Annotated in this window: 20 protein-coding genes; 8 read left to right on the top strand and 12 right to left on the bottom strand. The window is 71.6% G+C overall.

Annotated features, from left to right (window positions below; translation table 11 throughout):
* Nucleotides 1-17 precede the first annotated feature (17 nt).
* The gene (locus LW587_RS05625; protein ID WP_232628615.1) at nucleotides 18-905 is read left to right on the top strand and encodes a lysophospholipid acyltransferase family protein; all 888 of its coding nucleotides are present in this window, start codon (nucleotides 18-20) and stop codon (nucleotides 903-905) included.
* Between the two features lie 3 nt (nucleotides 906-908).
* On the opposite strand, the gene LW587_RS05630 is transcribed toward LW587_RS05625, so the two are convergent.
* The gene (locus tag LW587_RS05630) at nucleotides 909-1,349 is read right to left on the bottom strand and encodes an MEKHLA domain-containing protein (RefSeq protein ID WP_232628616.1); all 441 of its coding nucleotides are present in this window, start codon (nucleotides 1,347-1,349) and stop codon (nucleotides 909-911) included.
* Nucleotides 1,350-1,471: 122 nt separating this feature from the next.
* Here LW587_RS05630 and miaB point away from each other — a divergent pair, with 122 nt between their 5' ends.
* Both miaB and LW587_RS05640 read left to right on the top strand, forming a co-directional pair.
* Nucleotides 1,472-2,812 (top strand): tRNA (N6-isopentenyl adenosine(37)-C2)-methylthiotransferase MiaB, encoded by a 1,341-nt coding sequence (gene miaB / locus LW587_RS05635; RefSeq protein WP_232628617.1) that lies wholly within the window; start codon nucleotides 1,472-1,474, stop codon nucleotides 2,810-2,812.
* Between the two features lie 36 nt (nucleotides 2,813-2,848).
* Nucleotides 2,849-3,952, top strand: a complete 1,104-nt coding sequence (locus tag LW587_RS05640; RefSeq protein WP_232628618.1) for a PhoH family protein — start codon at nucleotides 2,849-2,851, stop codon at nucleotides 3,950-3,952.
* A 124-nt stretch (nucleotides 3,953-4,076) separates the two neighbouring features.
* Here LW587_RS05640 and LW587_RS05645 read toward each other — a convergent pair whose 3' ends face one another.
* From LW587_RS05645 to LW587_RS05660, 4 genes are all read right to left on the bottom strand, one after another.
* Nucleotides 4,077-4,424 carry a hypothetical protein gene (locus LW587_RS05645; protein WP_232628619.1) on the bottom strand — a complete coding sequence of 116 codons (348 nt, stop codon included), beginning with the start codon at nucleotides 4,422-4,424 and terminating at the stop codon, nucleotides 4,077-4,079.
* A gap of 118 nt (nucleotides 4,425-4,542) precedes the next feature.
* Complete coding sequence (locus LW587_RS05650; RefSeq protein ID WP_232628620.1) at nucleotides 4,543-4,758, bottom strand: hypothetical protein; 216 nt, start codon at nucleotides 4,756-4,758, stop codon at nucleotides 4,543-4,545.
* Nucleotides 4,759-4,932: 174 nt separating this feature from the next.
* Nucleotides 4,933-6,153: an LL-diaminopimelate aminotransferase gene (locus LW587_RS05655; RefSeq protein WP_232628621.1), complete on the bottom strand. Its 1,221-nt coding sequence runs from the start codon at nucleotides 6,151-6,153 to the stop codon at nucleotides 4,933-4,935.
* Between the two features lie 171 nt (nucleotides 6,154-6,324).
* Nucleotides 6,325-6,672: a hypothetical protein gene (locus tag LW587_RS05660; protein WP_232628622.1), complete on the bottom strand. Its 348-nt coding sequence runs from the start codon at nucleotides 6,670-6,672 to the stop codon at nucleotides 6,325-6,327.
* Nucleotides 6,673-6,797: 125 nt separating this feature from the next.
* Between LW587_RS05660 and LW587_RS05665 the strand changes: the two genes are divergently transcribed.
* From LW587_RS05665 to LW587_RS05675, 3 genes are all read left to right on the top strand, one after another.
* Nucleotides 6,798-8,600: a PHA/PHB synthase family protein gene (locus LW587_RS05665; RefSeq protein WP_232628623.1), complete on the top strand. Its 1,803-nt coding sequence runs from the start codon at nucleotides 6,798-6,800 to the stop codon at nucleotides 8,598-8,600.
* A gap of 494 nt (nucleotides 8,601-9,094) precedes the next feature.
* Nucleotides 9,095-10,909 carry a YbaL family putative K(+) efflux transporter gene (gene ybaL / locus LW587_RS05670; protein WP_232628624.1) on the top strand — a complete coding sequence of 605 codons (1,815 nt, stop codon included), beginning with the start codon at nucleotides 9,095-9,097 and terminating at the stop codon, nucleotides 10,907-10,909.
* A 285-nt stretch (nucleotides 10,910-11,194) separates the two neighbouring features.
* Nucleotides 11,195-11,446: a hypothetical protein gene (locus LW587_RS05675; protein ID WP_232628625.1), complete on the top strand. Its 252-nt coding sequence runs from the start codon at nucleotides 11,195-11,197 to the stop codon at nucleotides 11,444-11,446.
* 268 nt (nucleotides 11,447-11,714) lie between these two features.
* Here the strand turns inward: LW587_RS05675 and glyS are convergent, their stop codons facing one another.
* The 4 genes from glyS to LW587_RS05695 all read right to left on the bottom strand — a co-directional run bounded on the left by glyS (nucleotide 11,715) and on the right by LW587_RS05695 (nucleotide 17,576).
* Nucleotides 11,715-13,805, bottom strand: coding sequence for a glycine--tRNA ligase subunit beta (gene glyS / locus LW587_RS05680; protein WP_232628626.1), 2,091 nt, complete (start codon nucleotides 13,803-13,805; stop codon nucleotides 11,715-11,717).
* A 54-nt stretch (nucleotides 13,806-13,859) separates the two neighbouring features.
* Complete coding sequence (locus LW587_RS05685; protein ID WP_232628627.1) at nucleotides 13,860-15,740, bottom strand: PhoX family protein; 1,881 nt, start codon at nucleotides 15,738-15,740, stop codon at nucleotides 13,860-13,862.
* Nucleotides 15,741-15,824: 84 nt separating this feature from the next.
* Nucleotides 15,825-17,021, bottom strand: coding sequence for a M23 family metallopeptidase (locus LW587_RS05690; RefSeq protein WP_232628628.1), 1,197 nt, complete (start codon nucleotides 17,019-17,021; stop codon nucleotides 15,825-15,827).
* A gap of 87 nt (nucleotides 17,022-17,108) precedes the next feature.
* Nucleotides 17,109-17,576 carry a peroxiredoxin gene (locus tag LW587_RS05695; RefSeq protein WP_232628629.1) on the bottom strand — a complete coding sequence of 156 codons (468 nt, stop codon included), beginning with the start codon at nucleotides 17,574-17,576 and terminating at the stop codon, nucleotides 17,109-17,111.
* 142 nt (nucleotides 17,577-17,718) lie between these two features.
* On the opposite strand from LW587_RS05695, the gene LW587_RS05700 reads away from it, so the two are divergent.
* Nucleotides 17,719-21,168, top strand: coding sequence for an AsmA-like C-terminal region-containing protein (locus LW587_RS05700; protein WP_232628630.1), 3,450 nt, complete (start codon nucleotides 17,719-17,721; stop codon nucleotides 21,166-21,168).
* An 85-nt stretch (nucleotides 21,169-21,253) separates the two neighbouring features.
* On the opposite strand, the gene LW587_RS05705 is transcribed toward LW587_RS05700, so the two are convergent.
* Both LW587_RS05705 and LW587_RS05710 read right to left on the bottom strand, forming a co-directional pair.
* Nucleotides 21,254-22,708 (bottom strand): cobyric acid synthase, encoded by a 1,455-nt coding sequence (locus LW587_RS05705; protein ID WP_232628631.1) that lies wholly within the window; start codon nucleotides 22,706-22,708, stop codon nucleotides 21,254-21,256.
* A gap of 80 nt (nucleotides 22,709-22,788) precedes the next feature.
* Nucleotides 22,789-23,601 (bottom strand): cobalt-precorrin-6A reductase, encoded by an 813-nt coding sequence (locus LW587_RS05710; RefSeq protein ID WP_232628632.1) that lies wholly within the window; start codon nucleotides 23,599-23,601, stop codon nucleotides 22,789-22,791.
* Between the two features lie 60 nt (nucleotides 23,602-23,661).
* Between LW587_RS05710 and LW587_RS05715 the strand changes: the two genes are divergently transcribed.
* Nucleotides 23,662-24,975 (top strand): DNA polymerase IV, encoded by a 1,314-nt coding sequence (locus LW587_RS05715; RefSeq protein ID WP_232628663.1) that lies wholly within the window; start codon nucleotides 23,662-23,664, stop codon nucleotides 24,973-24,975.
* Nucleotides 24,976-25,092: 117 nt separating this feature from the next.
* On the opposite strand, the gene LW587_RS05720 is transcribed toward LW587_RS05715, so the two are convergent.
* Nucleotides 25,093-25,956 (bottom strand): cell envelope integrity EipB family protein, encoded by an 864-nt coding sequence (locus LW587_RS05720; RefSeq protein WP_232628633.1) that lies wholly within the window; start codon nucleotides 25,954-25,956, stop codon nucleotides 25,093-25,095.
* Nucleotides 25,957-26,206 lie beyond the last annotated feature (250 nt).

Consider the following 26,206-nt stretch of genomic DNA (forward strand, 5'->3'; position numbering starts at 1 on the left):
GGCACGACCGGCGCGTGATGACCCGCCTCGGCAACGGCCTGCGTCTGGCCCTCCAGGCACTAGCCTTCCTGATCCTGGCCGGCCCGCAATGGATGAGCTTGCGCTTCGGGAGCGGTCGGCTCGCCGGGCGCCTGCCGGTGTGGTTCCACCGCCTGTTCCTGCGGCTGTTCTCCGTTCGGGTGACCCAGACCGGCACGCCGCCGCCCCGCGGCGAGCCGGCCCTCGTGCTCGCCAACCACGTCTCCTGGCTCGACATCGTGGTGCTGGGCTCGTTGCGCCCGCTCTCCTTCGTGGCGAAGTCCGAGATCGCGGGCTGGCCGGTGATCGGCAGCCTCGCGCGGCTCCAGCGCACGGTCTTCATCGAGCGGTCCAAGCGGGCGGCCACCGCCAGCGTCAACGCCACGGTCGGCGAGCGGCTCGCCAATGGCGACCTGATCGTGCTGTTCGCGGAGGGAACCACGGGCGACGGCCTGTATCTCCTGCCGTTCCGCTCATCCCTCGTCGGCGCCGCCCGCACGGCCCTCGCCGCCGAGGCCGGCGGTCTCGCCCATATCCGGCTGCAGCCCCTGGCGCTCAGCTATCTCCGCCGCAACGGCCTGCCGATCACCCGGGCCGAGCGGCCGGAGGTGGCCTGGTACGGCGACATGGAGCTGGCACCGCACCTCGCCTTGTTCGCGACCCGCGGCCCCATCGACGTGCAGGTCGCCTGGGGGGCGCCGATCGCCTTCGAGGCCGCCACCGACCGCAAGCGCGCGACCGCCCAGGCCGAGGCGACCGTGCGGCAGGCGCTCCGGGCGACCCGGGGCGGCCCGTCGACCACCCTGCCGGCTGCGCCCGGCCGCGCGCCGGCGGGGCGGATGTCCGAGGACGTAGACGTCTCGGCACCGGACGTGGCGGCGGTGTGAGGTTCAGCCCGGGAGCGGGAAATGGGCGGCCTGCCCGCGATGAGCGCCGGCCTCGTCGATGAGTTGCCACACCACGCCGTCGGCGATCGGAAAGCGTCGGCCCGCCTTGTCGATGCGCAGGCCGGCATAGTGCGCGACGAAGCCGTCGCGGGCCACCGCCTCGAGCAAACGCTGGCGCTCGGCCCGCTCCGGCGCCTCCGCCGAGAGCCGCGAGGGCATCCCGACGATCTCCTCCCAGGCATAGCCAAAGGCCCGCTGCGCCGCCCGGTTGGCGTAGACGAAGCATGGATCCTCGGCGGTGTCGTGCGCCAGAACGGCGAAGGGCGCCTGCGCGTAGAGCCAGTCCGGCCCGAGGCCGGGCTCCGGCAGGAGCGGGCGGCCGACGAGGCGCCGGTGGCTTCCGGTGAGCAGGGCGAAGAACGCCGCATCGTTGCGCAGGTCCAAAGTGGGCCTCTCCGATTCCCGAACAGGTCGTTCTTCCGGCGGAAGCGTGCTAGAGGGCCCAACAGCCGGAAACATTTCGTTTCGACGAAGCGCACCGCCTGCGGGCGGCAGGGTTTGCGATCTTGAAGAAAGCCTACGTCAAGTCCTACGGCTGCCAGATGAACGCCTACGACGCCGGCCGCATGGCCGACGTTCTGGCCGCGGAGGGCTACAGCGCCACCGAGGCGGTGGAGGAGGCCGACATCGTCGTCCTCAACACCTGCCACATCCGCGAGAAGGCGGCCGAGAAGGTCTATTCGGAGCTCGGGCGCCTGCGCGTCCTCAAGGGCGAGCGGGCGGAGGCCGGGCAGGACACCCGCATCGTCGTGGCGGGCTGCGTCGCGCAGGCCGAGGGTCGGGAAATTCTCGCGCGCGCGCCGGCTGTCGACGTGGTGGTGGGCCCGCAGAGCTACCACCGCCTGCCGGACCTGCTGCGCCGCTCCCGCGAGGGCCGCGTCGTCGACACCGAGTTCCCGCTGGAGGACAAGTTCGATCACCTGCCCGCGCGGCGCAACCGCGGCGTCACCGGCTTCCTCACCGTTCAGGAAGGCTGCGACAAGTTCTGCGCCTTCTGCGTGGTGCCCTATACCCGCGGCGCCGAAGTCTCGCGCTCGGTCGCGGCGGTGGTCGAGGAGGCGCGCCGCCTCGTCGCGGACGGGGTGCGCGAGATCACCCTGATCGGCCAGAACGTGAACGCCTATCACGGCGACGGGCCGGACGGGACGCCGGCCAGCCTCGGCCATCTGATGGACGCGCTCCGTGCGGTGCCGGGCCTCCTGCGCCTGCGCTACACGACGAGCCACCCGAACGACTTCACGGACGACCTGATCGCCGCGCACGAAAACAATCCGCTCGTGATGCCCTACCTGCACCTGCCGGTGCAGTCGGGCTCGGACCGCATCCTGCACGCCATGAACCGCCGGCACACCGGTGACACCTATCGCCGGCTGATCGAGCGCATCCGCCGCGCCCGGCCCGACATCGCCCTGTCCTCCGACTTCATCGTCGGCTTCCCCGGCGAGACCGACGCGGATTTCGCTGACACGATGCGGCTCGTCTCCGAGATCGGCTTCGCCGCGGCGTTCTCGTTCAAGTACAGCCCCCGGGCCGGCACGCCCGCGGCCGAACGGGACGACGCGGTGCCCGAGGCGGTGAAGTCCGAGCGGCTGGCCGCCCTTCAGCAGAGCCTCGATGCGCAGCGCCACGCCTTCAACGAGGCCGCCGTCGGGACGGTGACGGAAATCCTGGTCGAGAAGTCCGGCCGGCATCCGGGCCAGGTCGCAGGCAAGACGCCCCATCTCCAGGCGGTGCAGTTCGACGCGCCCACCGCGACCATCGGCACCCTGGTGCCGGTCAGGATCGTCCGCGCGGGCTCGAACAGCCTGTTCGGCGAGATCGTGGGCGATGCGGCGGCGGCCGCGTGACCTATATGCGCATCATGACTGAGCAGGGTGAGAAGCGTGCCGATTGACGTTGCGTCCGCCCGCGGTCCTTCGGGGAAGGGCCGCGCCCCGACGCCGCGCCCCGGCCTCGCCGAGACCGTCGAGGTCTCGCTCACCTTCGACGACAACCGCCTCGCCAGCCTCGTCTTCGGCCAGTACGACCAGAACGTCGCCCATATCGAGCGGCGCCTCGGCATCACCGGGACGGCGCTCGGCAACCATCTCGTCGTCAAGGGCGCGCCCGACGCCGCCGAGAAGGCCCGGCGGGTGTTCGAGCGGCTCTATGCCCGCGTCCAGAAGGGCGGCACCGCGCTCAACCTCGGCGACGTGGACGGGGTGATCCAGGAGGTCACCGTCCAGGGCAACCTGTTCCCCTCCGCCGAGATCGCCGCCGATCCGGGTCGGGAGCCGTTCGACCAGATCGCCACCCGCAAGCGCGGCGCCGTGCGCGCCCGCAACGCGGCGCAGAGCGACTACATCAAGCTGCTGCGCGCCAACGAACTCGTCTTCGCGGAAGGGCCGGCCGGCACCGGCAAGACCTGGCTCGCCGTGGGCCACGCGGTCTCGCTGCTGGAGCAGGGACATGCCGAGCGGCTGATCCTGTCGCGGCCTGCGGTCGAGGCCGGCGAGCGGCTCGGCTTTCTGCCCGGCGACATGCGCGAGAAGGTCGATCCGTATCTGCGCCCGATCTACGACGCGCTCTACGATTTCATGGAGGCCCGCCATGTCGATCGTGGCCTCCAGACCGGCATCATCGAGATCGCCCCGCTCGCCTTCATGCGCGGGCGCACGCTGACCAACGCCGTGGTCCTGCTCGACGAGGCGCAGAACACCACCTCGATGCAGATGAAGATGTTTCTGACGCGGCTCGGCGAGAACTCGCGCATGATCGTCACCGGCGATCCGAGCCAGATCGACCTGCCGCCGGGCCAGAAATCGGGCCTCGTCGAGGCGGTCAACGTGCTCGACGGCGTCGAGGGCATCGGCCGGGTCCGCTTCCGCGACGTGGACGTGGTGCGCCACGACCTCGTGCGCCGCATCGTCACCGCCTACGAATCCGCCGCCCATGGCGAGCAGGAGGCCGACCGCAACCCCAACCCGCGGCGCCGGCCGCTGGCGTGAGGCCGAGCCCGGTCTCGGCGCCAGCGTCGTCCGCCTCACCCGCTGAGGGCGCGCGCGCCAGACGCGGGTCGAGCGGGCCTATAGCGGACGGCGCGGCCCGAACCGGGCGGCCGCGGACCGATCCTCAGCGCAGCGGCGGCGAGCGGTAGGCGGGCGCTAGCATGTAGGTCTCGGACTGGCGGCGCGGGCCGCGTTCCGTCAAAACCGTCATCTGGTCGTAGTAGTCGTTGCCGGTCACGCCGAAGCTGCCGCCGTTCATCACCGTCGGCACCGGCACGGCGCCGATAGCGCGCAGGTCCCGGCCATCCGTCGAGATCGGCGGACCGGGGAAGCGGCCGGTATCGGGATCGATCTCCAGCACCTGCGGCCCGCGCGCGCCGCCATAGGGGCGGTCGCCCAGGCCCTGGGCCAGGGCCGCGTCAGCGACGGTCAGCCCGAGCAGGGCGGCGAGGACGATGCGGATCTGGACCACGGGCGGGCTCCGTTCCTGTCGGGCTCGGCAACCCCGCGGCGACCAGCGGTCGCGGCAGGGACGGCAGTGTCGAGGGTGATCAAGCCTGAAACGTGACAACGAAGGCTTGACGGGCGACTCAGCCCTTGGAGTGCAGAACGGGACGCTGCTCGCGCAGGCGCGGCTCGCAGCCGACCCGGTAGGCGTTGAGGACCAACGGGGCGGTGGAGCAATCATAGGCCTCGTCGGGCGACGGGGCGGGCACCGGGTCGCGGGCCACGATGGGGTGGGGGGCGCAGGCTCCGACGGCGGCACCGGCGAGCGCCAGAGCGGCGAAGAGCTTCAGGCGGCGCATGCGAATCCTCGGAACGCGACCGGCCGCCGAGCCGGGCCCGGCGGCGGAACGGGAGGAGACCCTGCGGACGGACGGCGCGGCTGACAAGCGTCGCCGTGCCGTCCTGGGGGATGGGGGGCGCGAATGCCGGTCCCTGTCGCCCCGCCGCAACATCCCGCGGCGGGGCAAGCGCGGCTACACCGCCTTCTGCATCGGCACGACGTTGTGGAGCGTGCGGTCGGAATTGTCGAAGAAGCGGCGGATGTTGCGCGCCGCCTGCCGGATGCGCTGCTCGTTCTCGACCAGCGCGATGCGCACGTAGTCGTCGCCGTGCTCGCCGAAGCCGATGCCGGGAGCCACCGCCACGTCGGACTTCTCCAGCAGCAGCTTCGAGAATTCGAGGCTGCCGAGCGGCCGGTACTTTTCCGGGATCGGCACCCAGGCGAACATGGAGGCCTCGGGCACCGGCAGCTTCCAGCCGGCCTTGCCGAAGGATTCGATCAGCGCGTCGCGGCGCTTCTTATAGGTCGCGCGCATCTCCTTGATGCAGTCGTCGGGCCCGTTGAGCGCGGCGGTCGCGGCCACCTGGATCGGCGTGAAGGCGCCGTAATCGAGATAGGACTTCACGCGGGTCAGCGCGGCGAGCAGCCGCTCGTTGCCGACCGCGAACCCCATGCGCCAGCCGGCCATGGAGAAGGTCTTCGACAGGGAGGTGAACTCCACCGTCACGTCGATGGCGCCCGGCACCTGCAGCACGGAGGGCGGCGGGTTGGCGTCGTCGAAATAGACCTCGGCATAGGCGAGATCGGACAGGAGAATGAGCTCGTGCTTCTTCGCGAAGGCGACGAGGTCCCGGTAGAAGTCGAGGCTCGCGACGTAGGCGGTCGGGTTCGAGGGATAGCAGACCACCAGGGCCACGGGCTTCGGGATCGAATGGGCGACCGCCTTCTCCAGGGCCGGGAACATCGCCGGCGTCGGCTCGGCGGGCACGGAGCGGATCACGCCGCCGGCCATCAGGAAGCCGAAGGCGTGGATCGGGTAGCTCGGGTTGGGCACCAGCACGACGTCGCCCGGCGCGGTGATCGCCTGGGCCATGTTGGCGAAGCCTTCCTTCGAGCCGAGCGTCGCAACCACCTGGGTGTCGGGGTTGAGGCTCACGCCGAAGCGGCGCTGGTAATAGCCGGCCTGGGCCCGGCGCAGGCCGGCGATGCCCTTCGAGGCGGAATAGCGGTCGGTGCGCGGGCGGCCCGCCGTCTCGACCAGCTTGGCGATGACGTGGCGCGGGGCATCGAGATCCGGATTGCCCATGCCGAGATCGATGATGTCGGCGCCCTCGGCGCGGGCGGCGGCCTTGATCCGGTTGACCTGCTCGAAGACGTAAGGCGGAAGGCGCTTGATGCGATGGAAATCGGTCATGGCAGGGTCTGTCCGGTGTCGCGGAACGTTCCTCCCGCGCAGGCTTCGGCGGTGAGGAATCGCGCTGTTTACCATCGACGCGGGTCCGCGCCGACCGGTTTCTTGAACTTTGGACGCGCCAGCGCGGTCCGATGGCGCCGGGGCGAGGCCTTACTGCGCGGGAACGAGGCCTTACTGCGCCGGGGCGAGTCCTTGGCCGGTCGCCTTGGCCGCCCCGTCGGCCGCCCGGCCCCGCGCCTCGTTGCGGCTGCGGGCGCCCTCGAGCTCCGCCTGGAGCGCCTTGAGCCCCTCGGAGTTACGGGCGCGGAAGGTTTTGGGCGCCGATTCGCCGACGGGCATGAAGCCGGCATCGGCCTTGCGCGAGCCGGCCACGAAATCCGGGGCCGCCGTCTCTTTCGGCCCGTAGCCCGCCGTGAGGAACGCGGCCTTCATCGGGTTCACGTCACTGGAGCAGCCGGCCACGGCAAGCGCCACCGGCAGAGCCAGGGCGACGACGCGGGCAAGGCGGCTCACGAGCATGACAAACGGTCTGGAAATGGGACTGGGTGCGGGCGACATGTGTGGCGTGGAGCGTTAATTTGTCGGAAACGAGGCCCGCGGCGCGCGCGAGTGCGAATGACGGGCCGCTTGGGAGGATGTGTCGCTTGGCTACGGAGCGGACCAGCCCGGCTTTGCCGGATTTCGAGTCGATCGCGCGCAATGCGAACCAGCTCGTCGAGAGCTTCCGGCATTCGGCGGGCGCTTCCCTGCAGCCTTTCGAGGCCATGCGCACCGGCGGCAAGTTTCAGGGCGCCGACGAGATCGATGAAATGACCCGCACGCTCACCCGGGTGGCGGAGGCCTGGATGAGCGATCCCGAGAAGGCGCTGCGGGCGCAGACGCGGCTGACCGAGTCCTTCGCCGCCCTCTGGGCGGCGATGGCCCAGCGGATGCAGGGAGGGCCGCCGCGGCCCGTCGCCGAGCCGGAGGCGAAGGACCGGCGCTTCGCCCACGAGGATTGGACCAAGAACCCGGTCTACGACGTCATCAAGCAGAGCTACCTCATCCTCGGGCGCTGGGCCGAGGAGCTGGTCGAAAAGGCGGATGGGATCGACCCGCATACCCGCCACAAGGCGGAGTTCTATCTGCGCCAGCTACTCTCGGCCTATTCCCCCTCGAACTTCGTGATGACGAATCCCGAGCTGCTGCGCCAGACCCTGGAGGAGGGCGGCGCCAACTTGGTCCGCGGCATGAAGATGCTGCAGGAGGACATCGAGGCCGGGGGCGGGCAGTTGCGTGTGCGCCAGACCGACCTCACCGCCTTCACCTTCGGCAAGGACGTGGCGGTGACCCCGGGCGAGGTCATCTTCCGCAACGACCTGATGGAGCTGATCCAGTACGCCCCCAAGACCGAGACGGTGCTGAAGCGTCCGCTGCTGATCGTGCCGCCGTGGATCAACAAATACTACATCCTCGACCTCAACCCGCAGAAGAGCCTCATCGGCTGGATGGTCTCGCAGGGCATCACGGTGTTCGTGATCTCCTGGGTGAACCCGGACGAGCGCCACCGCGACAAGGATTTCGAATCCTACATGCGCGAGGGCATCGAGACCGCCATCGACATGATCGGCGTCGCCACCGGAGAGACCGAGGTGTCGGCGGCGGGCTACTGCGTCGGCGGCACGCTGCTCGCCGTCACGCTGGCCTACCAGGCCGCGACCGGCAATCGCCGCATCAAGAACGCGACCTTCCTGACGACGCAGGTCGATTTCACCCATGCGGGCGATCTCAAGGTCTTCGCCGACGAGGGACAGATCAAGGGCATCGAGGAGCGGATGGCCGAGCGCGGCTATCTCGACGGCTCGCGCATGGCCAGCGCGTTCAACATGCTGCGGCCCAACGATCTGATCTGGTCCTACATCGTCAACAACTACGTGAAGGGCAAGGCGCCGCAGGCCTTCGACCTGCTCTACTGGAACGCCGACGCCACGCGGATGCCGGCGGCCAACCACTCGTTCTACTTGCGCAACTGCTACCTCAACAACACGCTCGCCAAGGGCCAGATGGTGCTCGGTAACGTGCGCCTCGATCTGAAGAAGGTGAAAGTACCGATCTTCAACCTCGCGACCCGCGAAGACCACATCGCCCCCGCGCTTTCCGTGTTCGAGGGTTCGGGCAAGTTCGGCGGCAAGGTCGATTACGTTCTGGCGGGTTCGGGCCACATCGCGGGCGTCGTCAACCCACCGGGCGGAAAGGCCAAATACGGCTTCCGCACCGGCGGCCCTGCCAAGGGCCGGTTCGAGGACTGGATGGAGAGCGCCACCGAGCACCCCGGCTCGTGGTGGCCCTACTGGTTCAAGTGGCTCGAAGAGCAGGCCCCGGAACGCGTGCCCGCGCGGATCCCCGGCGAAGGGGCGCTGCCCTCCCTCGCGCCCGCGCCGGGCACCTATGTGCGGATGAAGGCGTAGCGCCGTCTTCGATCCGTTCGGAACGAGCGCGCGGCTTTCCATCACCGGTGTCGCGCTCTCATGCGCCGAATGGGCGACCGCCGTCGCGAACGGCCTGCCTCCTCGAAGGGGCGGGTCGCCCGGGGCGGCGGCGTCGTGCGGCAATCCTCGGCCTCAACCGGCACCGCCTGTACCCGCATCGAACGCGGGCGATGTTTTGACGGGGACGCCGCGAGCCGCCTCGATATCCTCAGGGCTCGACGGCTCAACCGTCCCCGGCCCCTCGGAAAGGCTCCGGTCTCGGGCCCCGCACGTCGTCCGGGTTCCGGTGCGTGCGAATCCGCGAAAAGCGCGCCCTCGACACCGATGGTCCCGCCCCTTCCGCCGCCTTCCGACGGGCGAGGGTGACGCCCGGCACGCGCCGTCTCCCCACCGCCAAACCAAGGCGGACAAAGGCCAAAAAATTGCTCTAAGGAACCCTGGGGCGGTCGGCGCCCCGCGGGAGCCCTTTCGCGTTGCAGCACGCCACCGGACTCATCTCGATCATCGCGCTGGGATTGGTCTGCGCCTTCATCGGGGGCATGGCGGCCCAGCGGATGCGATTGCCGCCGCTCGTGGGTTACCTCGTGGCCGGCATCGCCATCGGGCCGTTCACGCCGGGCTTCGTCGGCGACATGGAGATCGCCGGACAGCTCGCCGAACTCGGCGTGATCCTGCTGATGTTCGGCGTGGGCCTGCATTTCTCGCTCAAGGACCTGATGGCGGTGCGCACCATCGCGCTGCCGGGGGCCGTGGTGCAGATCGCCGCCGCCACCGCCATGGGGGCGGGCCTCGCCGCCGCCTTCGGATGGGGGCTCGGGGCGGGCATCGTGTTCGGACTGGCCCTGTCGGTCGCCAGCACCGTCGTGCTGCTGCGCGCCCTGGAGGGGAGGGGCCTGCTCGACAGCGACAAGGGCCGGATCGCGGTCGGCTGGCTGATCGTCGAGGATCTCGCCATGGTGCTGGCGCTGGTGCTGCTGCCGGCGCTCGCCCCGTCCCTCGGTGGGGTGGCGCCGCAGGGCGACGGCCATGGCGGCGCGGCCCTCGGCCTCTGGACGACGCTCGGGCTGACCCTCGCGAAGGTCGGGGTGTTCATCGCCGTGATGCTGATCGGCGGGCGGCGCCTCGTGCCCTACCTGCTCGGGCAGGCCGCGCGCACCGGCTCCCGCGAGCTGTTCACCCTCGCGGTGTTGGCCTCCGCGGTCGGCATCGCCTTCGCCTCCTCCGAACTGTTCGGCGTGTCCTTCGCCCTCGGCGCCTTCTTCGCCGGCATGGTACTCGCCGAATCCGACCTCAGCCATCAGGCCGCCGCCGATTCCCTGCCCCTGCAGGACGCCTTCGCGGTGCTGTTCTTCGTCTCGGTCGGGATGCTGTTCGATCCGGGCATCCTGATCCGCGAGCCGCTCTCGGTGCTCGGCGTCCTCGGCGTCATCGTCGTTGGCAAGTCGCTGGCGGCGGTCGCGATCGTGCTGGCCTTCGGCCATCCGGTCGGCACGGCCCTCACCATCGCGGCAAGCCTCGCGCAGATCGGCGAGTTCTCCTTCATCCTGGCCGGACTCGGCATCGCGCTGAAGCTGCTGCCGGAGCAGGGCCGCGACCTGATCCTCGGCGGCGCGCTGCTCTCGATCACGCTGAACCCGCTCTTCTTCGCCCTCGCCGAGCGGGCTGGGGCGTGGCTCGGCGAGCGGCCGGAGCTGCGCCGCCGCTTCGAGCGCCGGAGCGCGCTTCCGCTGCCGCTCAACCCGTCCGATCCGGGACTGAAGGGCCATGCGGTCATCGTCGGATACGGCCGGGTCGGCAGCGCCATCGGCAAGGCGCTGGCCGACTGGAACCTGCCCTATATCGTGGTGGACCGCGACCGCCGGCGCGTCGAGGAATTGCGGGCGGAGGGCGTGACGGCGGTGTTCGGCGACGCCGCCGCCGCGGGCATCCTGGAGGCCGCCGGCATCGCCGCGGCGCATCTCCTCGTCGTCGCGACCCCGGATTCGCACCAGGGCCGCCGCCTGCTGGCGAAGGCGCGTTCGGCCAATCCGGGCATCGACAGCGTGGTACGGACCCACAGCGACGCGGAGCGCCGCCGGCTGGAGGAAGACGGCGTCGGCCTCGTGCTGATGGCCGAGCGGGAGCTCGCTCTCGGCATGATGACCTACGCCTTGCGCAGCCTCGGGATCCGCGAGGGCGAGGCCCGCCTGTTCGTCGACACCAGTCGCACCGAAAGTCAGGTCGCCCCGTCGACCGAGCCGGACCTGCCGGTCCCGGAACTGCGCCAGCGCCGGGACGAGGCGGAATAGAGCGAGGCCCCGGCGGCGGGCGCCGGCTCTCGGACGGGCCCGACGCTCCAGGGTCATGCCCCGTCGATCAGGGCGAGCGGCCGGTCATCGCGGTTGCGGCCTGGGTCACGCTGAGAGCCCGGCGGCGCGATGCGAGGGACACCGCCGGATCGTCCGAGGCAGCGGCGACCGCGCGCCGGAGCGTCGCCCCTCCGTTCCGCTCGGCCGAAAACGTCCCGCCGATGCAACGAATTGCCAGGCTCAAGACTTCCCTGCCGGTTTCCTTGGAAGGATCAGGCCCCCATCATGTCGGTACGTCTCATGCTGTCCGCCGCTCTGCTCACGGGGCTCGCCCAGGCGGCGCTCGCCGCGCCCATGTCGGCCGACGACAAGGCGCTGCTGCAACAGCAATGCATGGGCGACTTCACGACCTTCTGCGCCGGCCTGCCCCCCGAGGACGGCCCCGAGACGCAGGCCTGTTTCGAGAAGAACATGGCGAAGCTCTCGCCCGGCTGCCAGAACGCGATCCAGAGCTTCAAGCAGGGCCGGAAGGGCTGATCCCTCCGTCGCCCGTATTCATCGCGAGGCGGAGCCCTCCAGGCCTCCGCCTCGTAAGGGGAGCGCGCCGCCGGACGGCTTCACCCCCGCCCGTCGTGAAACACGGGTTCCGTTTCGGCTGCCGTTGGGGCCTGTCGCCTCGCCTGCGGTGCGAGGAGGCTTGGCGGCAACCAGGGAATCGGCCTGCGTTGCCTCGGTCGGTCGCCAACGCGGCCAGGACCGACCATCGCTTCGACAGACTCCCGCCGAGCGGGAGCGATGGCCGCGCCTACCCCTCGATCCGCGAGAAGTCAGCGACTTCGCGGGTCGCCGCCCGCAGGGCGTTGAGGAGGAGGAGGCGGTTTTCCCGCAAGGCCGAGTCGTCGGCGTTGACCGTCACCCGCTCGAAGAAGGCATCGACCGGCGCCCGCAGCCGCGACAGCGCCCGCATCGCACCGGAAAAATCCTCGGCCGCGACCGCCGCCGAGGCCTCCGCCCGGGCCGCATCGAGGGCTTCGGCCAGCGCCCGCTCCTCGGGCTCGCCAGCGGCCGCACGGGCACCGTCGGGCGCGGCGTCATAGGCACGCCCGTCCTTCTTCTCCTCGATGCGCAGGATGTTCGCCGCGCGCTTGTAGCCCGCGAGCAGGTTCCTGCCGTCGTCGGTTCCGAGAAATTGGCCCAGAGCCTCGACCCGGCGGACCACCAGCAAGAGGTCGTCCTGGCCCGGCAGGGCGAAGACGGCGTCGATCAGGTCGTGGCGGGCGCCCTGGTCGCGGAGATAGACCTTGAGACGGTCGGCGAAGAAGGCGAGCAGGTCGGCCGTGCGCGCGGTCGCGTCGGTGGCGAAGCGCGGCTCCAGCAGCGAGGTCAGCGACACCCGCGCCGATCGCTCGATCACGGCTCGGATCACCCCCAACGCCGCCCGCCGCAAGGCGAACGGGTCCTTACTCCCGGTCGGCTTCTCGTCGATCGCCCAGAAGCCCGCCAGCGTGTCGAGCTTGTCGGCGAGCGCCACGGCGATGGAGACCGGCTCGGTCGGCACGCGGTCCGTCGGGCCGAGGGGCTTGTAATGCTCCTCGATCGCCGCGGCGACGCTCTCGGGCTCGCCCTGCAGCGCGGCGTATTTGCGGCCCATCAAGCCCTGCAGTTCCGGGAACTCGCCGACCATCTCGGTGACGAGGTCGGCCTTGGCGAGCCGGGCCGCGCGCTCGGCGAGGGCCGGGTCGGCGCCGACCAGCGGAGCGATGTCTTTGGCCAATGCCGCGATGCGGGCGATCCGCTCGCCTTGCGTGCCGAGCTTTTCGTGGAAGACGATCGCATCGAGCTTCGGCAGGCGGGCCTCCAGGGACGTGCCCTTGTCGGTCTCCCAAAAGAATCTCGCGTCCGAGAGCCGGGCGCGCACCACCCGCTCGTTGCCCGCGGTGATCGCCGCGCCGCCGTCGGAGGCCATGAGGTTCGAGACGAGCAGGAAGGCCGGGGCCAGCGCCTCCGAGCCGGATTTGCGCAGCACGAAGCATTTCTGATTGGCGCGGATCGTCGCCCGGATGGCCTCGGCCGGGATCTCCAGGAAGCGTTCGTCGAACGAGCCCATCAGGACGACGGGCGTCTCGACGAGCCCGGCGACCTCCTCCAGGAGGCCGTCATCCTCGACGAGGTCGAGGCCGCGGGCGAAGGCGAGGTCGCGGGCGTCGTGCAGGATGATGTCCTTGCGCCGGTCGGTGTCGAGGATGACGTGGGCACGCTCCAGGGCCTGGACGTAATCGTCGAAGCGGCGCACCTCGATCGGGTCCGGCGCCAGGAAGCGGTGGCCGCGGGTCGTGGTGCCGGCGGCGATCCCGTCGACCGCGAAGGGCACGATGTCCGGTGTCTCGGTCTCGGGGCCGAAGGTCGCCACGATCGATTGCAACGGGCGCACCCAGCGCAAGGCGCCGGGTTGGGCCGAGGCCGCGCCCCAGCGCATCGATTTCGGCCAGGGGAAGCTTTTGATGAGGCCGGGCAGGATCTCCGCCAGCACGTCCAGCGTCTCGCGGCCGGGCCGTTCGATCACCGCGAGGTAGAACTCGCCCTTCTTCGGGTCGGTGACGGTGGTCGCCTGGTCGAGGCGTTCCAGACCCGCGCCCCTCAAAAAGCCCTGGACGGCGGCCTCGGGGGCGCCGACCCGGGGACCGCGCCGCTCCTCCCGCACCGCCTCGCCGCGCACCGGCAGCCCGGCGACGTGCAGGGCCAGCCGCCGCGGGGTCGCGAAGGCCTTGGCGCCCTCGTAGAGGAAGCCGCGCTCCACCAGCGCATCGGTGACGAGCCGCTTCAGATCCTCGGCCGCGCGTCGCTGCATGCGTGCGGGGATCTCTTCGGAGAGGAGTTCGAGGAGGAGGTCAGGCATGGGCGCGGGAATAGCCGCCCGGCCCGACGCCGTCGAGACGGGAGATGCGAGGGTTCACCCGATCCGTCCGCCGCCCTTGCGGGTCACCGCGACGACCGAGGGTCGCGGCGGCAGGCCGGGCGCGAAATCCGGCCAGCGGGTCGAGGGCGTCTCGTAGCGGGCCATCGCGCCCTCCTCGTCGGGCTCGCCCGGATGCTGGACGGCAACGAACAGGGTGGCGTCGTCGGGCGTGAAGCAGGGGCCGCACATCTCGGCGCCGACCGGCACCCGCAGGAAATGGCGCGAGGTGCCCCGGCGCGGCCCCTCGGTCTCGAGGGCCCAGATGCCGTCGGCGCGGCCGGTGCCCCGGCGGCTGTTGCCGTCGGTGGCGATCCAGAGGCGGCCGCGGCCGTCGATGACGCAATTGTCCGGCATGCCGAACCAGCCGTCGGCGGTGGTGAGGGTCGAGAAGGTGGCTCCTACGGCCTTTTTGGCGGGATCGCCGCAGGCCACCAGCACGTCCCAGCGGAAGCCGTCCGCCACGTGATCGCCTCCGTCGGGCTGGAGTTCGATGACGTGGCCGTAGGCATTGGCCGCCCGGGGGTTCGACGGCTCCTCCTGGGCGGGGGTGCGGTCCGTGTTGTTGGTCAGCATCACGTAGACCCGGCCGGTCTTCGGATTGGCCTCGATGTCCTCGGGCCGATCCATCGGCGTGCCGCCGAGGAGACGGGCCGCGCGGCGGGTCTCGATCAGCACCTCGGCCTGGCTCCCGAACCCGTTCCCCGCGTCGAGCCCGCCCGCGCCGTGGGTGAGGGGCAGCCAGCGGCCGCTGCCGTCGGCCTCGAAGCGGGCGACGCTCAGGGTACCGGCATCGAGGAGGTCGGCATTGTCGACGCGGGTCGCCCCGACGCGCCCGGCGCTGACGAAGCGGTAGACATGCTGGAATTTCTCGTCGTCGCCGAGATAGACGACGTAGCGCCCGTCGCCCGCGGTGAGGCCCGCCGCCCCCTCATGCTTGAACCGGCCGAGGGCGGTGCGCTTCTTCGGGACGGAGGCCGGATCGAACGGATCGATCTCCACGACCCAGCCGAAGCGGTTCGGCTCGTTCGGGGTCTTCGACAGGTCGAAGCGCGCGTGGAAGCGACCCCAGCCGTATTGGGGCTTGCCCAGCCCCATCGTCTTGGCGTTTCGGGCCTCTTCATGCCCCGCCGGCAGCGCGCCCTGGAAGTAGTAGTGGACGTTCTCCTCGCCCGAGAGCCACGTGCCCCAGGGGGTCACGCCGCCCGAGCAATTGTTGATCATGCCCTCGACCCAGCGTCCCTCCGGGTCGGCGGCGGTGGCGAGGCGCGGATGGCCAGCGGCCGGACCGGTGATCGCCATGGGCGTGCGGGCGGTGATGCGGCGGGTATAGGCGGAGCCGATCACCGGCGCCCAGCGCCCGTCCCGTCGGGCGATCTCCACCACCGCGCCGCCATGGGCGGCCATCTCGACGGCCACCTGCTCGGACGAGAGGGTGGCGATCACGCCCTTGCGATCGGTGGCGCCGAGCCCGGGAAACATCAGCTCGGCCTTGGTGTATTCGTGATTGACCACGAGCAGGCCGCGGTCCCCATCGGAGCCGAGGGGGATGAAGCCGACGAAGTCGTTGTTGTAGCCGAAGCGGCGCTCCTGCTCCTCCGGGGTCAGCCGCGCGGGGTCGAACGCCGGCAGGCCCGGGAAAAGCGGATCGCCCCATCGCAGGAGCACCTGCGCCTCGTAGCCGTCCGCCACGTGGAGGTGTTCGTCGACGCCCGCCGCGAGTTCGGGAAAGTCGAAGCCGGGTAGCGCCTCGCTGGCGGCCGCCTCCGGGCCGAGCCCGGCGGCGAGGGCCGTCGCGGCCGCGCCGCGCATCAGGTCGCGCCGCGAAAACCGCTGAGCGATCACGTCGTCGAGGGTAGGGGCGGGTTCGTGGGGCATCGCGTCGCTCGTGCGGATCACCGGCTGCGGGGCGCTTAGGCAGGCCGCATGTCGCTTCGATGACGCCGCGCGGCGCGGGATGGGTCAATCCGAAAAGACGAGCTGCGCGCCGGCCCGGAGGAAGCGCTGCGGATCGACCGGCTCGCCGTCGATGCGGGTCTCGTAATGCAGGTGGCTGCCGGTGGAGCGGCCGGTCGAACCGACGTAGCCGATCACGGCGCCCGCCTCGACCCTCTGGCCGACCGTGACGGCGAAGCCCGAGAGATGGGCGTAGCGGGTGGCGAGCCCGCGGCCGTGATCGATCTCGACCATGTTGCCGTAGCCGCCGGCATATTCCGCCGCCGTCACCCGGCCCCCCGCCGTGGCCCGGGCAGGGGCTCCGGTCTCGGCCCGCATGTCGATGCCGGTATGCAGGGCGAGCCCGCGGGTGAAAGGGTCGAGCCGCGTGCCGAAATGGCTCGTGGCGGCGGGCTCGCCCGGCAGGGGCGCGCGAATCGGCAGGGCGGCGGCGACCCGCCGCAGATGGGTGTCCTCCGCGATACGCAGGCGCGCCTCGGTGAGCGCAATCTCGAAGGCATCCCCCGAAAGCGGCACCAGCGGCCCGCCGACCCCGCCGGAGGCGGGCTCGAACCGGACGGGGCTCAGCCCGGTGCGGGCGATCAGGTCGCGGAACCGGTCGGCGCTGCGCCCGGCCGCCGCCGCGGCCCGGGAGACCGCGCGGGACTGCCCGGCGGCGACCCGATCGAGCGCCAGTTCCAGCCGGGTCATCCGGGCATGGGGAACGGGACCGGGCGCCTCGGCGCGGTCGTCGGAATGCATGCGCAGCTCGGGCGTCGGGAACGGTTTTAGCGGGCGGCTGACGGGCTCCGGGACCGGAACCGGCGCGGGCGCCGGGTCGATCTCGGCCGCTGCCGGTCCGAGCCCGGAGAGCAGGCTCTGGCGCCGCTCGATCAGGGCCTGCCGCTCGGCGATGGCCTGGAGCCGGCCGTCGGTCGCGCCGCGGGCGGCGTTGTGCTCGGCGACCGCCTGGTCGAGGGCGAGCTGGAGCGATCCGAGCCGCGCCTCGTAGGCGACCTGCATCGCGCTCTGGCGCGAAACGAAACGGGCCAGCACCTCGTCGTGGAAGATCAGGTAGTAGCTCGCCGCCCCGGCCCAGGCGGTCGTCAGCGCGAGCCCGACGCCAAGGGCCGCCGCGAGGCGGGCCCGGGGCCGGACGGAAGGGGCGGCCGCGCGGCCGGGGGCGGGACGGGAGCGGGTGCCGGACTGGGCGAATGGGGACATGACGCGTCGGACCGTTCTCGGTGACGCCGCAGATCACACCCGATTAAGGTTAAGGAAGGCTTCGGCCCGGCCCGGCGGCGACCCGCTTCACGCCAGGGCGCGGGCGGCCTCGAGCACCTCCTCGACATGGCCGGGCACCTTCACCTTCGGCCAGACCCGCGCGATCCGGCCCTCGCGGTCGATCAGGAGGGTGGTGCGCTCGACCCCGAGATAGGTGCGGCCGTACATGCTCTTCTCGACCCAGACGCCGTAGGCCTCGAGCATGGTCTTGGCCTCGTCCGAGGCGAGCGGAAAGGTGAGGCCGTATTTCGCCCGGAACTTGTCGTGGCTCTTCACCGAATCGGGCGAGACGCCGATCACCCGGGTCTCCGCCGCCGCGAAGGCATCGGCGAGCCCGTTGAACCCCTGGGCCTCCAGGGTGCAGCCGCTCGTGTCGTCCTTGGGGTAGAAATAGAGCACGATCTTGTGACCGAGCAGCGCGGCGAGGCTGACGGTCTCACCGCCCGCTCCCGGTAGGGAAAAGTCGGGCGCGGTCTCCCCAGGCGCGATGGGCATCATGCCTTCCTTTCGGCCGATTGATGGTGTGCCTGTGTGAAGCACGGATCGCTCCGCACGCGCCATGACGGATCGACCGAATCCTGAGGACAGGCACCCGGCGCGGCGGCCTTCCGCCCCAGGTGCAGCAGAAAACGAGTCGATGGATCAGGAAACGGCTAGGACCCTGCTCCAGGACGCGGTCGAGGCAGCCCCTCTGCGCGGCCGGCAGCGGACGGCCCGGCGCCGCCCGGTCCTGTGGTGCACGGTCCTCCTCGTCTTCCTCGTCGGGCTCGGCTCCGGACTGGCGGTGTTTCGCCTCTCGCAGGGGCCCTGGCGCATCGACGGCCTCACCCAGCGCGTCGCCGAGGCGATCGCGAGCAGCGTCGGCCCCGGATGGCGGGTGACGCTGCGCGACAGCGCCCTGGAACTCGACGCCGAATCGTCCCTGGCCCTGCGGGTCGGCGGGCTCGACGTGTACAATCCCGAGGGCGCGCTCGTGGTGCGCGCGCCGCTTGCCGTCGTCAGCCTCGACACCTGGGGCCTGCTGCGCCTCGCCGTGCAGCCGCGCTCCATCGAGTTCCGCGACCTGCAGATGACGGCCCTCGTCCACGACGACGGCTCGATCGCCTTCGCGGCCTCCGCCCCGTCGCAGGCGGACGCGGCCAAGCCCCATACCCTGCCGAGCGTCGACGCGACGCGCGGTCAGGTCTCGCCGATCTCGGCCGCGGTCGCCTCGATCTTCGGCGTGGTGCTCGATCCCGCCGGTGTCATCGGCGCCCTCGACCGGGCACGGATCACCAATGGCCGCCTCACCCTGGTGGACGACACCGCCCGCCATCGGGCCGTGTTCGAGCAGGTGAACGGCCTGTTCCACCGGGGCGCGACGAACGGCGCGCGCATCTTCGAGCTGCGCATCGACGGGCCGAACGGCGAGTGGCGCTTCGGCGGCAAGGTCCATGACGAGGGGGAGGGGCGTCGGGCCGGCATCATCACCCTCGACGACCTCCCGGTCGCCGACCTGCTGCTCCTGTCGGGCCAGTCGAAACTGCCGATCGAGACCGACCTGAAGCTCTCGGCCAAGGCCGACGTGGCCCTGAGGGGCGGGCGCATCGAGAGCATGAAGGCCGAGGTGAAGACCGGCGAGGGCCTGTTCGTCGTCGACGAGAAGGATTTCAACCCGGTCATCGTCGAGCAGATGCGGGCCGAGGCCCAGTGGGACGAGGGCCGCCGCGTCCTCGACATCACCGCCATCGACTACAAGGGCGGCGGCAACGACGTGCATTTCACCGGGGCCTTCGCCATCGGCCCGGCGGGCGCCGAGGATGCCTGGACCTTCGACTTCGCCGGCAAGGACGCCCTGCTCCGGGGCGCCGCGCGCTTCGATCCGTCCTTCCGGGTCGGCGAGATCACGGGGCGGCTCACCGGCCGCGCGGGCGGCGTGAACATCGAATCGGTCGCCGTCTCGGGGAACGGCCTCAACGGCCGGCTCAGCGGCACGGTCGGCACCCGTGGGGACGAGGACGGCCTCACGCTCCACATCCTCGCCCAGGACACCGACGGGCGCATCGCCCTGCGGCTCTGGCCGGAGAACATCGCGCCTGCCGTGCGCAACTACCTCGTCGACGAGCTGCGCGGCGGCCGGCTCGACCGGGCGGATATCCGGGTCGACCTGAGCGGCACCGAATTGGCCGCCGCGACCCGCGGCGATCCGATGCCGGACCACGGCCTCAACGCCGCCTTCGCCGTCTCCGACGCCATGCTCGCCATCTCCAACGACGCGCCGCCGCTCAGCCACGGCCGCGTGTCGGGCGTCATCACCGGGCGCACGACCACGATCCAGAACGCGACCGCGGAGGTCCGGCTCTCCGACAGCCGCGCCCTGTCGATCACCGAGGGCGCCTTCCTGATCCGCGATCCCCAGCCCGACCGGATCGTCGCCCAGGTGGGCCTGCGGCTGGCGGGCAGCGCCGATTCCCTCGCCGCGCTCCTCGAGACGCGGATGTTCAAGGGCCTGACCGGCGCCGAGATCGATCCGAACGCGATCCGCGGCCGGGCCGACCTGCGCATCGACGTGCCGATCAACCTCAAGCAGGTGCCGGACCTCGCCGACCTGCCGGTCACGCTCTCCGGCACCCTGACCGACCTCTCCCTGGACAAGGCGGTCGGGAAGGACCGGTTCGAATCCGGCCGCTTCGCGATCAATTTCGACCGCAGCGGCTTCGCCCTGAAGGGCGAGGGCCGGATGCTCGGCACCCCGGTCGCGATCGATCTGCGCCAGCCGAAGCCCGGCAGTCCCGGCGAGGCGGTGGTGACGCTCGCCCTCGACGACGCCTTTCGCAGTCGCCGGGGCCTGCCGGCCGCGCCGCAGCTCGCCGGCACGATTCCCGCGCGCATCGTCGTGCCCATCGGCCGCCCGGCCTCGGCCGGAAAGGCGCCGATGCGGGTCGAGGCGGACCTGACTCGCGCCGCCATCGACGGGCTCCTGCCCGGCTGGTCCAAGGCCGCGGGCCGGGCCGGCCGCCTGACCCTCTCCCTCGTCGAGGGGGTGAACGGCCAGATGGAGCTGCGCGACATCGCCCTCGACGCCGCCCCCGCGATGGCCCGCGGCAGCGCGACGGTCTCGGCCGAGGGCGGCCTGGAGCGGGCGGATTTCACGAGCCTCAAGCTCTCGCCGGGCGACGACATGCGCGTCAGCCTCGATCGCGCGGGCAGTGGCTACAAGGTCGCCGTGAAGGGCGCCGTGGCCGATGCCCGCCCCTTCCTCAAGAGTCTGACGAGCGCGGACAGCAAGGGAGGCAAGGATTCCGGCAAGGACATCGAGGCGGAGATCGGCCTCAACATCCTGTCCGGCTTCAACGGGGAATCGCTGACCAACGCCACCCTCAAGGCGAGCCTGCGCGGGGGAGACGTGCGCTCGGCCCAGTTCCGCGGCCGGTTCGGCGGCGCCGCCGTCGCGGCCACCGTGTCCAAGGGCGAGCGCGGCCTGCCGCTGCTCGCCCTCGAATCCGCCGATTCCGGCGCGACCCTGCGCTTCTTCGACATCTACCGGCGGATGCATGGCGGGCGGCTGGCGCTGAGCCTCTACCTCAATGACGGTCCCCAGACCGGGATCGTCCAGATCAAGGACTTCGCCCTGCGCAACGAGCCGGCCCTGTCCAGCATCGTGGCGCAGGGACCGACGCCGGCGGATGCCCGCCGGGGCGTGCCCAACGCCAACGATGTCGCCTTCGACAAGATGCGCGCGAACTTCACCCGCAGCGGCTCGCGGGTGAGCTTCACCGACGCGGCGATCTCCAACGCCGCCATGGGCTTCACCGCGGGCGGCTGGCTCGACACCGCCAAGGAGCGGACCCAGATCGACGGCACCTTCGTGCCGCTCTACGGGCTCAACAACGTGGTGGCGCATGTGCCCCTGGTCGGACCGCTGCTGGCGGGCGGCAACAACGAGGGCCTGTTCGCGGTCAATTTCAACGTCTCCGGGCCCATCGCCAAGCCGACGGTGAACGTGAACCCGCTCTCGGCGGTGGCCCCGGGCTTCCTGCGCAAGCTGTTCGGCGCGGGAAGCGGCGACGCCTACGCCAACGGCGCGCCGCCGACGCCGGAGCGCTGAGGCCGCGCGGTTTCATCCCGTCGCCCGATCCGCCCCGTGTCATGGAACGCGCGGGGCACGCTCCCGCCGCGATCGACCGCGACGGTCAGGCGAGCGCCAGCAGCCGGTCGCAGTCGAGATGCGTCTCCAGATGGTCGGCGAACCGGTCGAGCACCGTCTCGATGCCGGCCTCGTAATCCTGCGCCGAGGCGGCCGCCCCGAGCCGGGCGAGCCAGGCCGCGCGCTGGCGGTCGTCGGCGAACAGGCCGTGGACATAGGTGCCGGCCACGCGTCCGTCGGCGGAGACGGCCCCGTCCAAACGCCCGTCGGCGAAGCGCAGGAGCGGCCGCCGCGTGTCCGGCCCGCGGGTGTCGCCGACATGCATCTCGTAGCCCGTGAAGGGCTCGCCGTCGGCCAGCGTCGCGCCCGTCACCGCGACGAGGCGCTTCTCCCCCGTCATCACCGTCTCGACATCGAGGAGGCCGAGGCCCGGAAGCGTGCGGGGCTCGCCCTCGATCCCGTCCGGGTCGGCGATGGTGCGGCCGAGCATCTGATAGCCGCCGCACAGGCCGAGCACCCGCCCGCCCCGGCGGAGATGGGCGCGGATGTCGATGTCCCAGCCCTGCGCCCGCAGGAAGGCGAAATCGTCGATCGTGGTCTTCGAGCCCGGCAGCAGGATCAGCGCGGCCTCCGCCGGGATCGGCTCCCCGGGGCGCACGAACCGGACGGCGAGGCCGGGCTCCTGGCGCAGGGGATCGAGGTCGTCGAAATTGGCGATGTGGGGCAGGACCGGCACGGCCACGAGCGGCACGCCCAAACGGGTCTCGCCAGGCGCGTCGAGGGCGAGCGCGTCCTCCGGCGGCAGCCTTGCGGCCTCGGGGAAAAACGGCACGAGGCCGAGCGCGGCCCAGCCGGTGCGTGCCGCGATGAGGTCCATCCCGTCGGCGAACAGGCTCGGATCGCCCCGGAACCGGTTGACGATGAAGCCGCGGATCATCGCGGCATCCTCGGGGTCGAGCACGGCCTGGGTGCCGACGAGGCTCGCGATGACGCCGCCGCGGTCGATGTCGCCGACGAGCACCACCGGCGTGCCGGTCGCCCGGGCAAAGCCCATATTGGCGATGTCGCCCCGGCGCAGATTGACCTCGGCCGGCGAGCCGGCCCCCTCCACCAGAACGAGGTCGGCCTGCGCGCGAAGATGCGCGAAGCTGTCGAGGACGGAGGCCAGCAGGCGCGGCTTCCAGGCCTGGTACTCGCGGGCCCTGGCGGTCCCGATCATCCGCCCCTGCACGACCACCTGCGCGCCGACCTCGCTCTGGGGCTTGAGCAGAACCGGGTTCATGTGGACGGAGGGCGCCACCCGGGAGGCTCGGGCCTGGAGCGCCTGGGCACGCCCGATCTCGCCGCCATCGGCCGTGACGGCGGCGTTGTTCGACATGTTCTGCGGCTTGAACGGGCGGACCGTGAGGCCCCGCCGGGTGAAGGCGCGGGCGAGCCCGGCCACCAGCAGCGACTTGCCGACATCGGAGCCGCTGCCCTGGATCATCAGGGCGCGGGTCATCGGCGGGTTTCCTCTGGGCGCGGCATCGGGTCTGCCTTGGCATTCCGGTGCGCGCCCGTCGAGGGGCGCGTCGGCGCAGCCTACGCGCCGGTCGATCCGGCGGGAGCGGTCACGCCGGCCTCCAGCCAAGCGAGGGCGTCCCGGGCGTCGGCGACGACCGGCACCTCGGGCACGGGCGGGCGCTCAACGATCAAGACGGGCAGTCCCAGACGGCGGGCCGCCTCGATCTTGGCGTAGGTCGCGGCACCGCCCGCATTCTTCGTCACCAGCAGATCCGTCCGGAACTCGCGCATCAGCGCCACCTCGTCCTCCACGGAGAAGGGACCGCGGGCGCCGATCCAGGCGAGGTCGGGCAGGGGCAGGGAATCGAGCGGCTCGATCGAGCGGACCAGATAGGCGTGCTGGGGCGCGGTCGCGAAGGCGCCGACCTCCTGGCGCCCCACGGTGAGGAACACCCGCCGCGGGGCCGCGCCCAAAGCCGGGACGCAGGCGGCCACGCTCTCCACCGTCCGCCATCGGTCTCCGGCCTGCGGCGTCCAGGGCGGGCGGCGCAGGGCGAGCAGCGTCGCGCCCGCCTGAGCGCAGGCCCGCGCCGCGTTGGCGGAGATGCGGACCGCGAAAGGATGGGTCGCGTCGATCACCCGGTCGATCGCCGAAGCGGCGAGCCACGCGGCCAGCCCCTCCGGCCCGCCGAACCCGCCGATCCGGGTCCGCAGCGGCCCGAGCCGCGGCGCCCGCGTACGGCCGGCAAGGGACAGGGTGACGTCGAAGGCGGGCCGCCCGGCCAGCAGGGCGGCCAGCGCGCTCGCCTCGCTCGTGCCGCCGAGCACGAGAATTTTCAGGGGAGGGCTCCCGCCCTCCGCCGCCTGCCCCTGGTCGGCCACGTTCGTCATTCGTACTGTCGATCCGAGATCCGCCGGCGGGAGGATCGCCGAGGCGTGAGCAGGCTCCCCGTGTCCCCCTTCTGCCGCGATTGCCTGACGACGCAAGCCGAAGGCAGCCTGCGCTGCCGCGCCTGCGGCTCGCCGCGGCTGCTGGCGCACCCGGCCCGGGACCGTCTCGCCATCGCCCATGTGGATTGCGACGCCTTCTACGCGGCGGTCGAGAAGCGCGACGACCCCTCCCTGCGCGACCGGCCGCTCATCGTCGGCGGCGGAAAGCGGGGCGTCGTCGCGACGGCCTGCTACCTCGCCCGCATCTCCGGCGTGCGCTCGGCCATGCCGATGTTCGAGGCGCTCAAGCGCTGCCCCGACGCGGTCGTGCTGCGGCCCGACATGGAGAAATACGCCCGGGTCGGGCGCGAGGTGCGGGCGATGATGCTGGCCCTGACCCCGCTGGTCGAGCCGGTCTCGATCGACGAGGCCTTCCTCGATCTCTCGGGCACCGAGCGGCTGCACGGCACGAGCCCGGCGCTGACCCTCGCCCGGTTCGCCGTGCGGGTGGAGGCCGAAATCGGCATCACCGTCTCGGTCGGTCTCTCGGCCAACAAATTCCTGGCCAAGATCGCCTCGGAGCTCGACAAGCCCCGCGGCTTCGCGATCCTCGATCCCGACGAGGCCGCCGCCTTCCTGGCGGAACGGCCGGTCGGCATCCTCCCCGGCATCGGCGAGAGCGCCCGGACGCGGCTCGCCGGCCTGAACGTCCACCGGGTCGGGGACCTCGCGCGGGTCGATCCCGAGCGCCTGCAGACGGCCCTGGGCCGCGACGCTTTGCGCCTCGTCGGCCTCGCCGCCGGCCGGGACGGGCGGCCGGTCCGCCCGACCCGCGAGGCCAAGAGCGTCTCGGCGGAGACGACGTTTGCCGCCGATCTCGCCCGGTTCGAGGACCTGCGCCCGATCCTGTGGCGCCTGTGCGAGCGGGTCTCGGCCCGGCTCAAGCGGTCGGGCCTCGCGGCCGGCAGCGTCACCCTGAAGCTCAAGGATGCGCGCTTCCGCCTGCGCACCCGCACCCGCGGCGGCCTGAACCCCACGCAGCTCGCCGAGACTCTGTTCGGCCATGCCGAGCCGATGCTGCGCGCGGCCTGCGACGGCACGGCGTTCCGGCTGCTCGGCATCGGCGGGGGCGATCTCTGCGCCGGCCTGCATGCCGACCGGGGCGACCTCGCCGATCAGGGCATCGAGCGGGTGGCCCGCCGCGAGGCGGCCCTCGACCGCCTGCGCGAAAAATTCGGGAGTGGCGCGATCCAGCGGGGCCTGGTCTTCACCGGAACCGGAGCGCCGCGGCGAACGGCGCCGGCCCCCGAGACCAAGGCCGATCCGCCGCGATAGGCCGGGCCTCGGGGCGAGAGGCCCGGGACAAAGCGGCTGGGAGACATCAAGACCTGGCGGGGACGCCGCGCGTCCCCCGAACACCGTCTCACGCGTTAGCGCGCAGCGCCCGCTCCGTCACCGCTTGCACTCGCCGTCCTTGGCATCCGCCTTGGGCAGGTCGAGCTGCGCCATGGTGCCGGAAATGGCGAAGTCGCCGTAATCGAGGTTCAGCCGCCCGCTGACGCCGTTCTCGTAGAGATCGAAGGTGAGCGTGTAGATCGGGGTACGCTCGCCCTCGCCGGGCGTGAAGTAGCTGAGCGTCACCGGCCAGCGGCGCATGGTGGCGAAGTCGCCCTCGCGCAGGGGCTTGTCGCGCTCGGTCTGGGCGGCCGGCGCGGCGCTCGGACGGCCGATCACCGCCAGCGTGTCGTAGACCTTGCGGCCGTCGTCCGAGCCGTCGAACACCTTGGCGGACACCGTGGTCTCGCCAGCCTTGGCCGCCTGGATCAGCCGGATCATGTGGTGGACCGGAAACATCACCTCGCCGCCGGCCTGGAACTGGTCGCGCTTGGGCTCCTTCAGCCGCACCTTCAGCGCGTCGGGGCCGGCCTCCGCCGTGCCGTCGACGCCCGCGGCGGAGGCAGCGTTGTTGAACCGGGTCTCGGAGCGGAAGCGGAATTGGCCGCCATCGCCGCTCTCGAAGGTGGTGTTGCGCAGGTCCGAGGTGCGGTCGCCGGATTCCGACGAGGTCAGCATCGTCACCTGCCGCGTCTGCATGGTGTAGCCGCGGCAGGCATCGCCCGAGAAGTCGATGACGATGCGCCCGCGCACGCTCTCGACCGCCCGCGTACCCTCCGAGCGGGCGAGCGTCAGGTCGTAGACTGCGCGGTGGTGGACGAGCCGGGTCGCCGTCTCGTTCGGGACCGGAGCGGCCGGCCCCGCCGCCGATGCGCCGGTTGCGGCGAGGATCAGAAGGGCCGGTGCGAGGCGCAGGCGCATGCGAACTCCGGTGTCGATGGTTCATCTCCGGGGGGGCGAAGGCCCGCCGCCGATGCCCGAGAGATAGTCGATACGCCCGATCCGGCAAACGCCCCGGTCGCGGGACCCAGCCGACGGGCCGGACGGGCCGGACGATCGGGCGGGCGGCGCGCACCGGGACGAGACGGCGCATCGCTCAAATTTTACGTTGATTGACAGAGATTTGGTCAGGGGCGCGCCCCTCGGTCGGGGACGCGGCACGCGGCGGGGC

The organism is Methylobacterium sp. Leaf118 (assembly GCF_920984675.1).
In the GTDB taxonomy this organism is placed as follows: Bacteria; Pseudomonadota; Alphaproteobacteria; order Rhizobiales; family Beijerinckiaceae; genus Methylobacterium.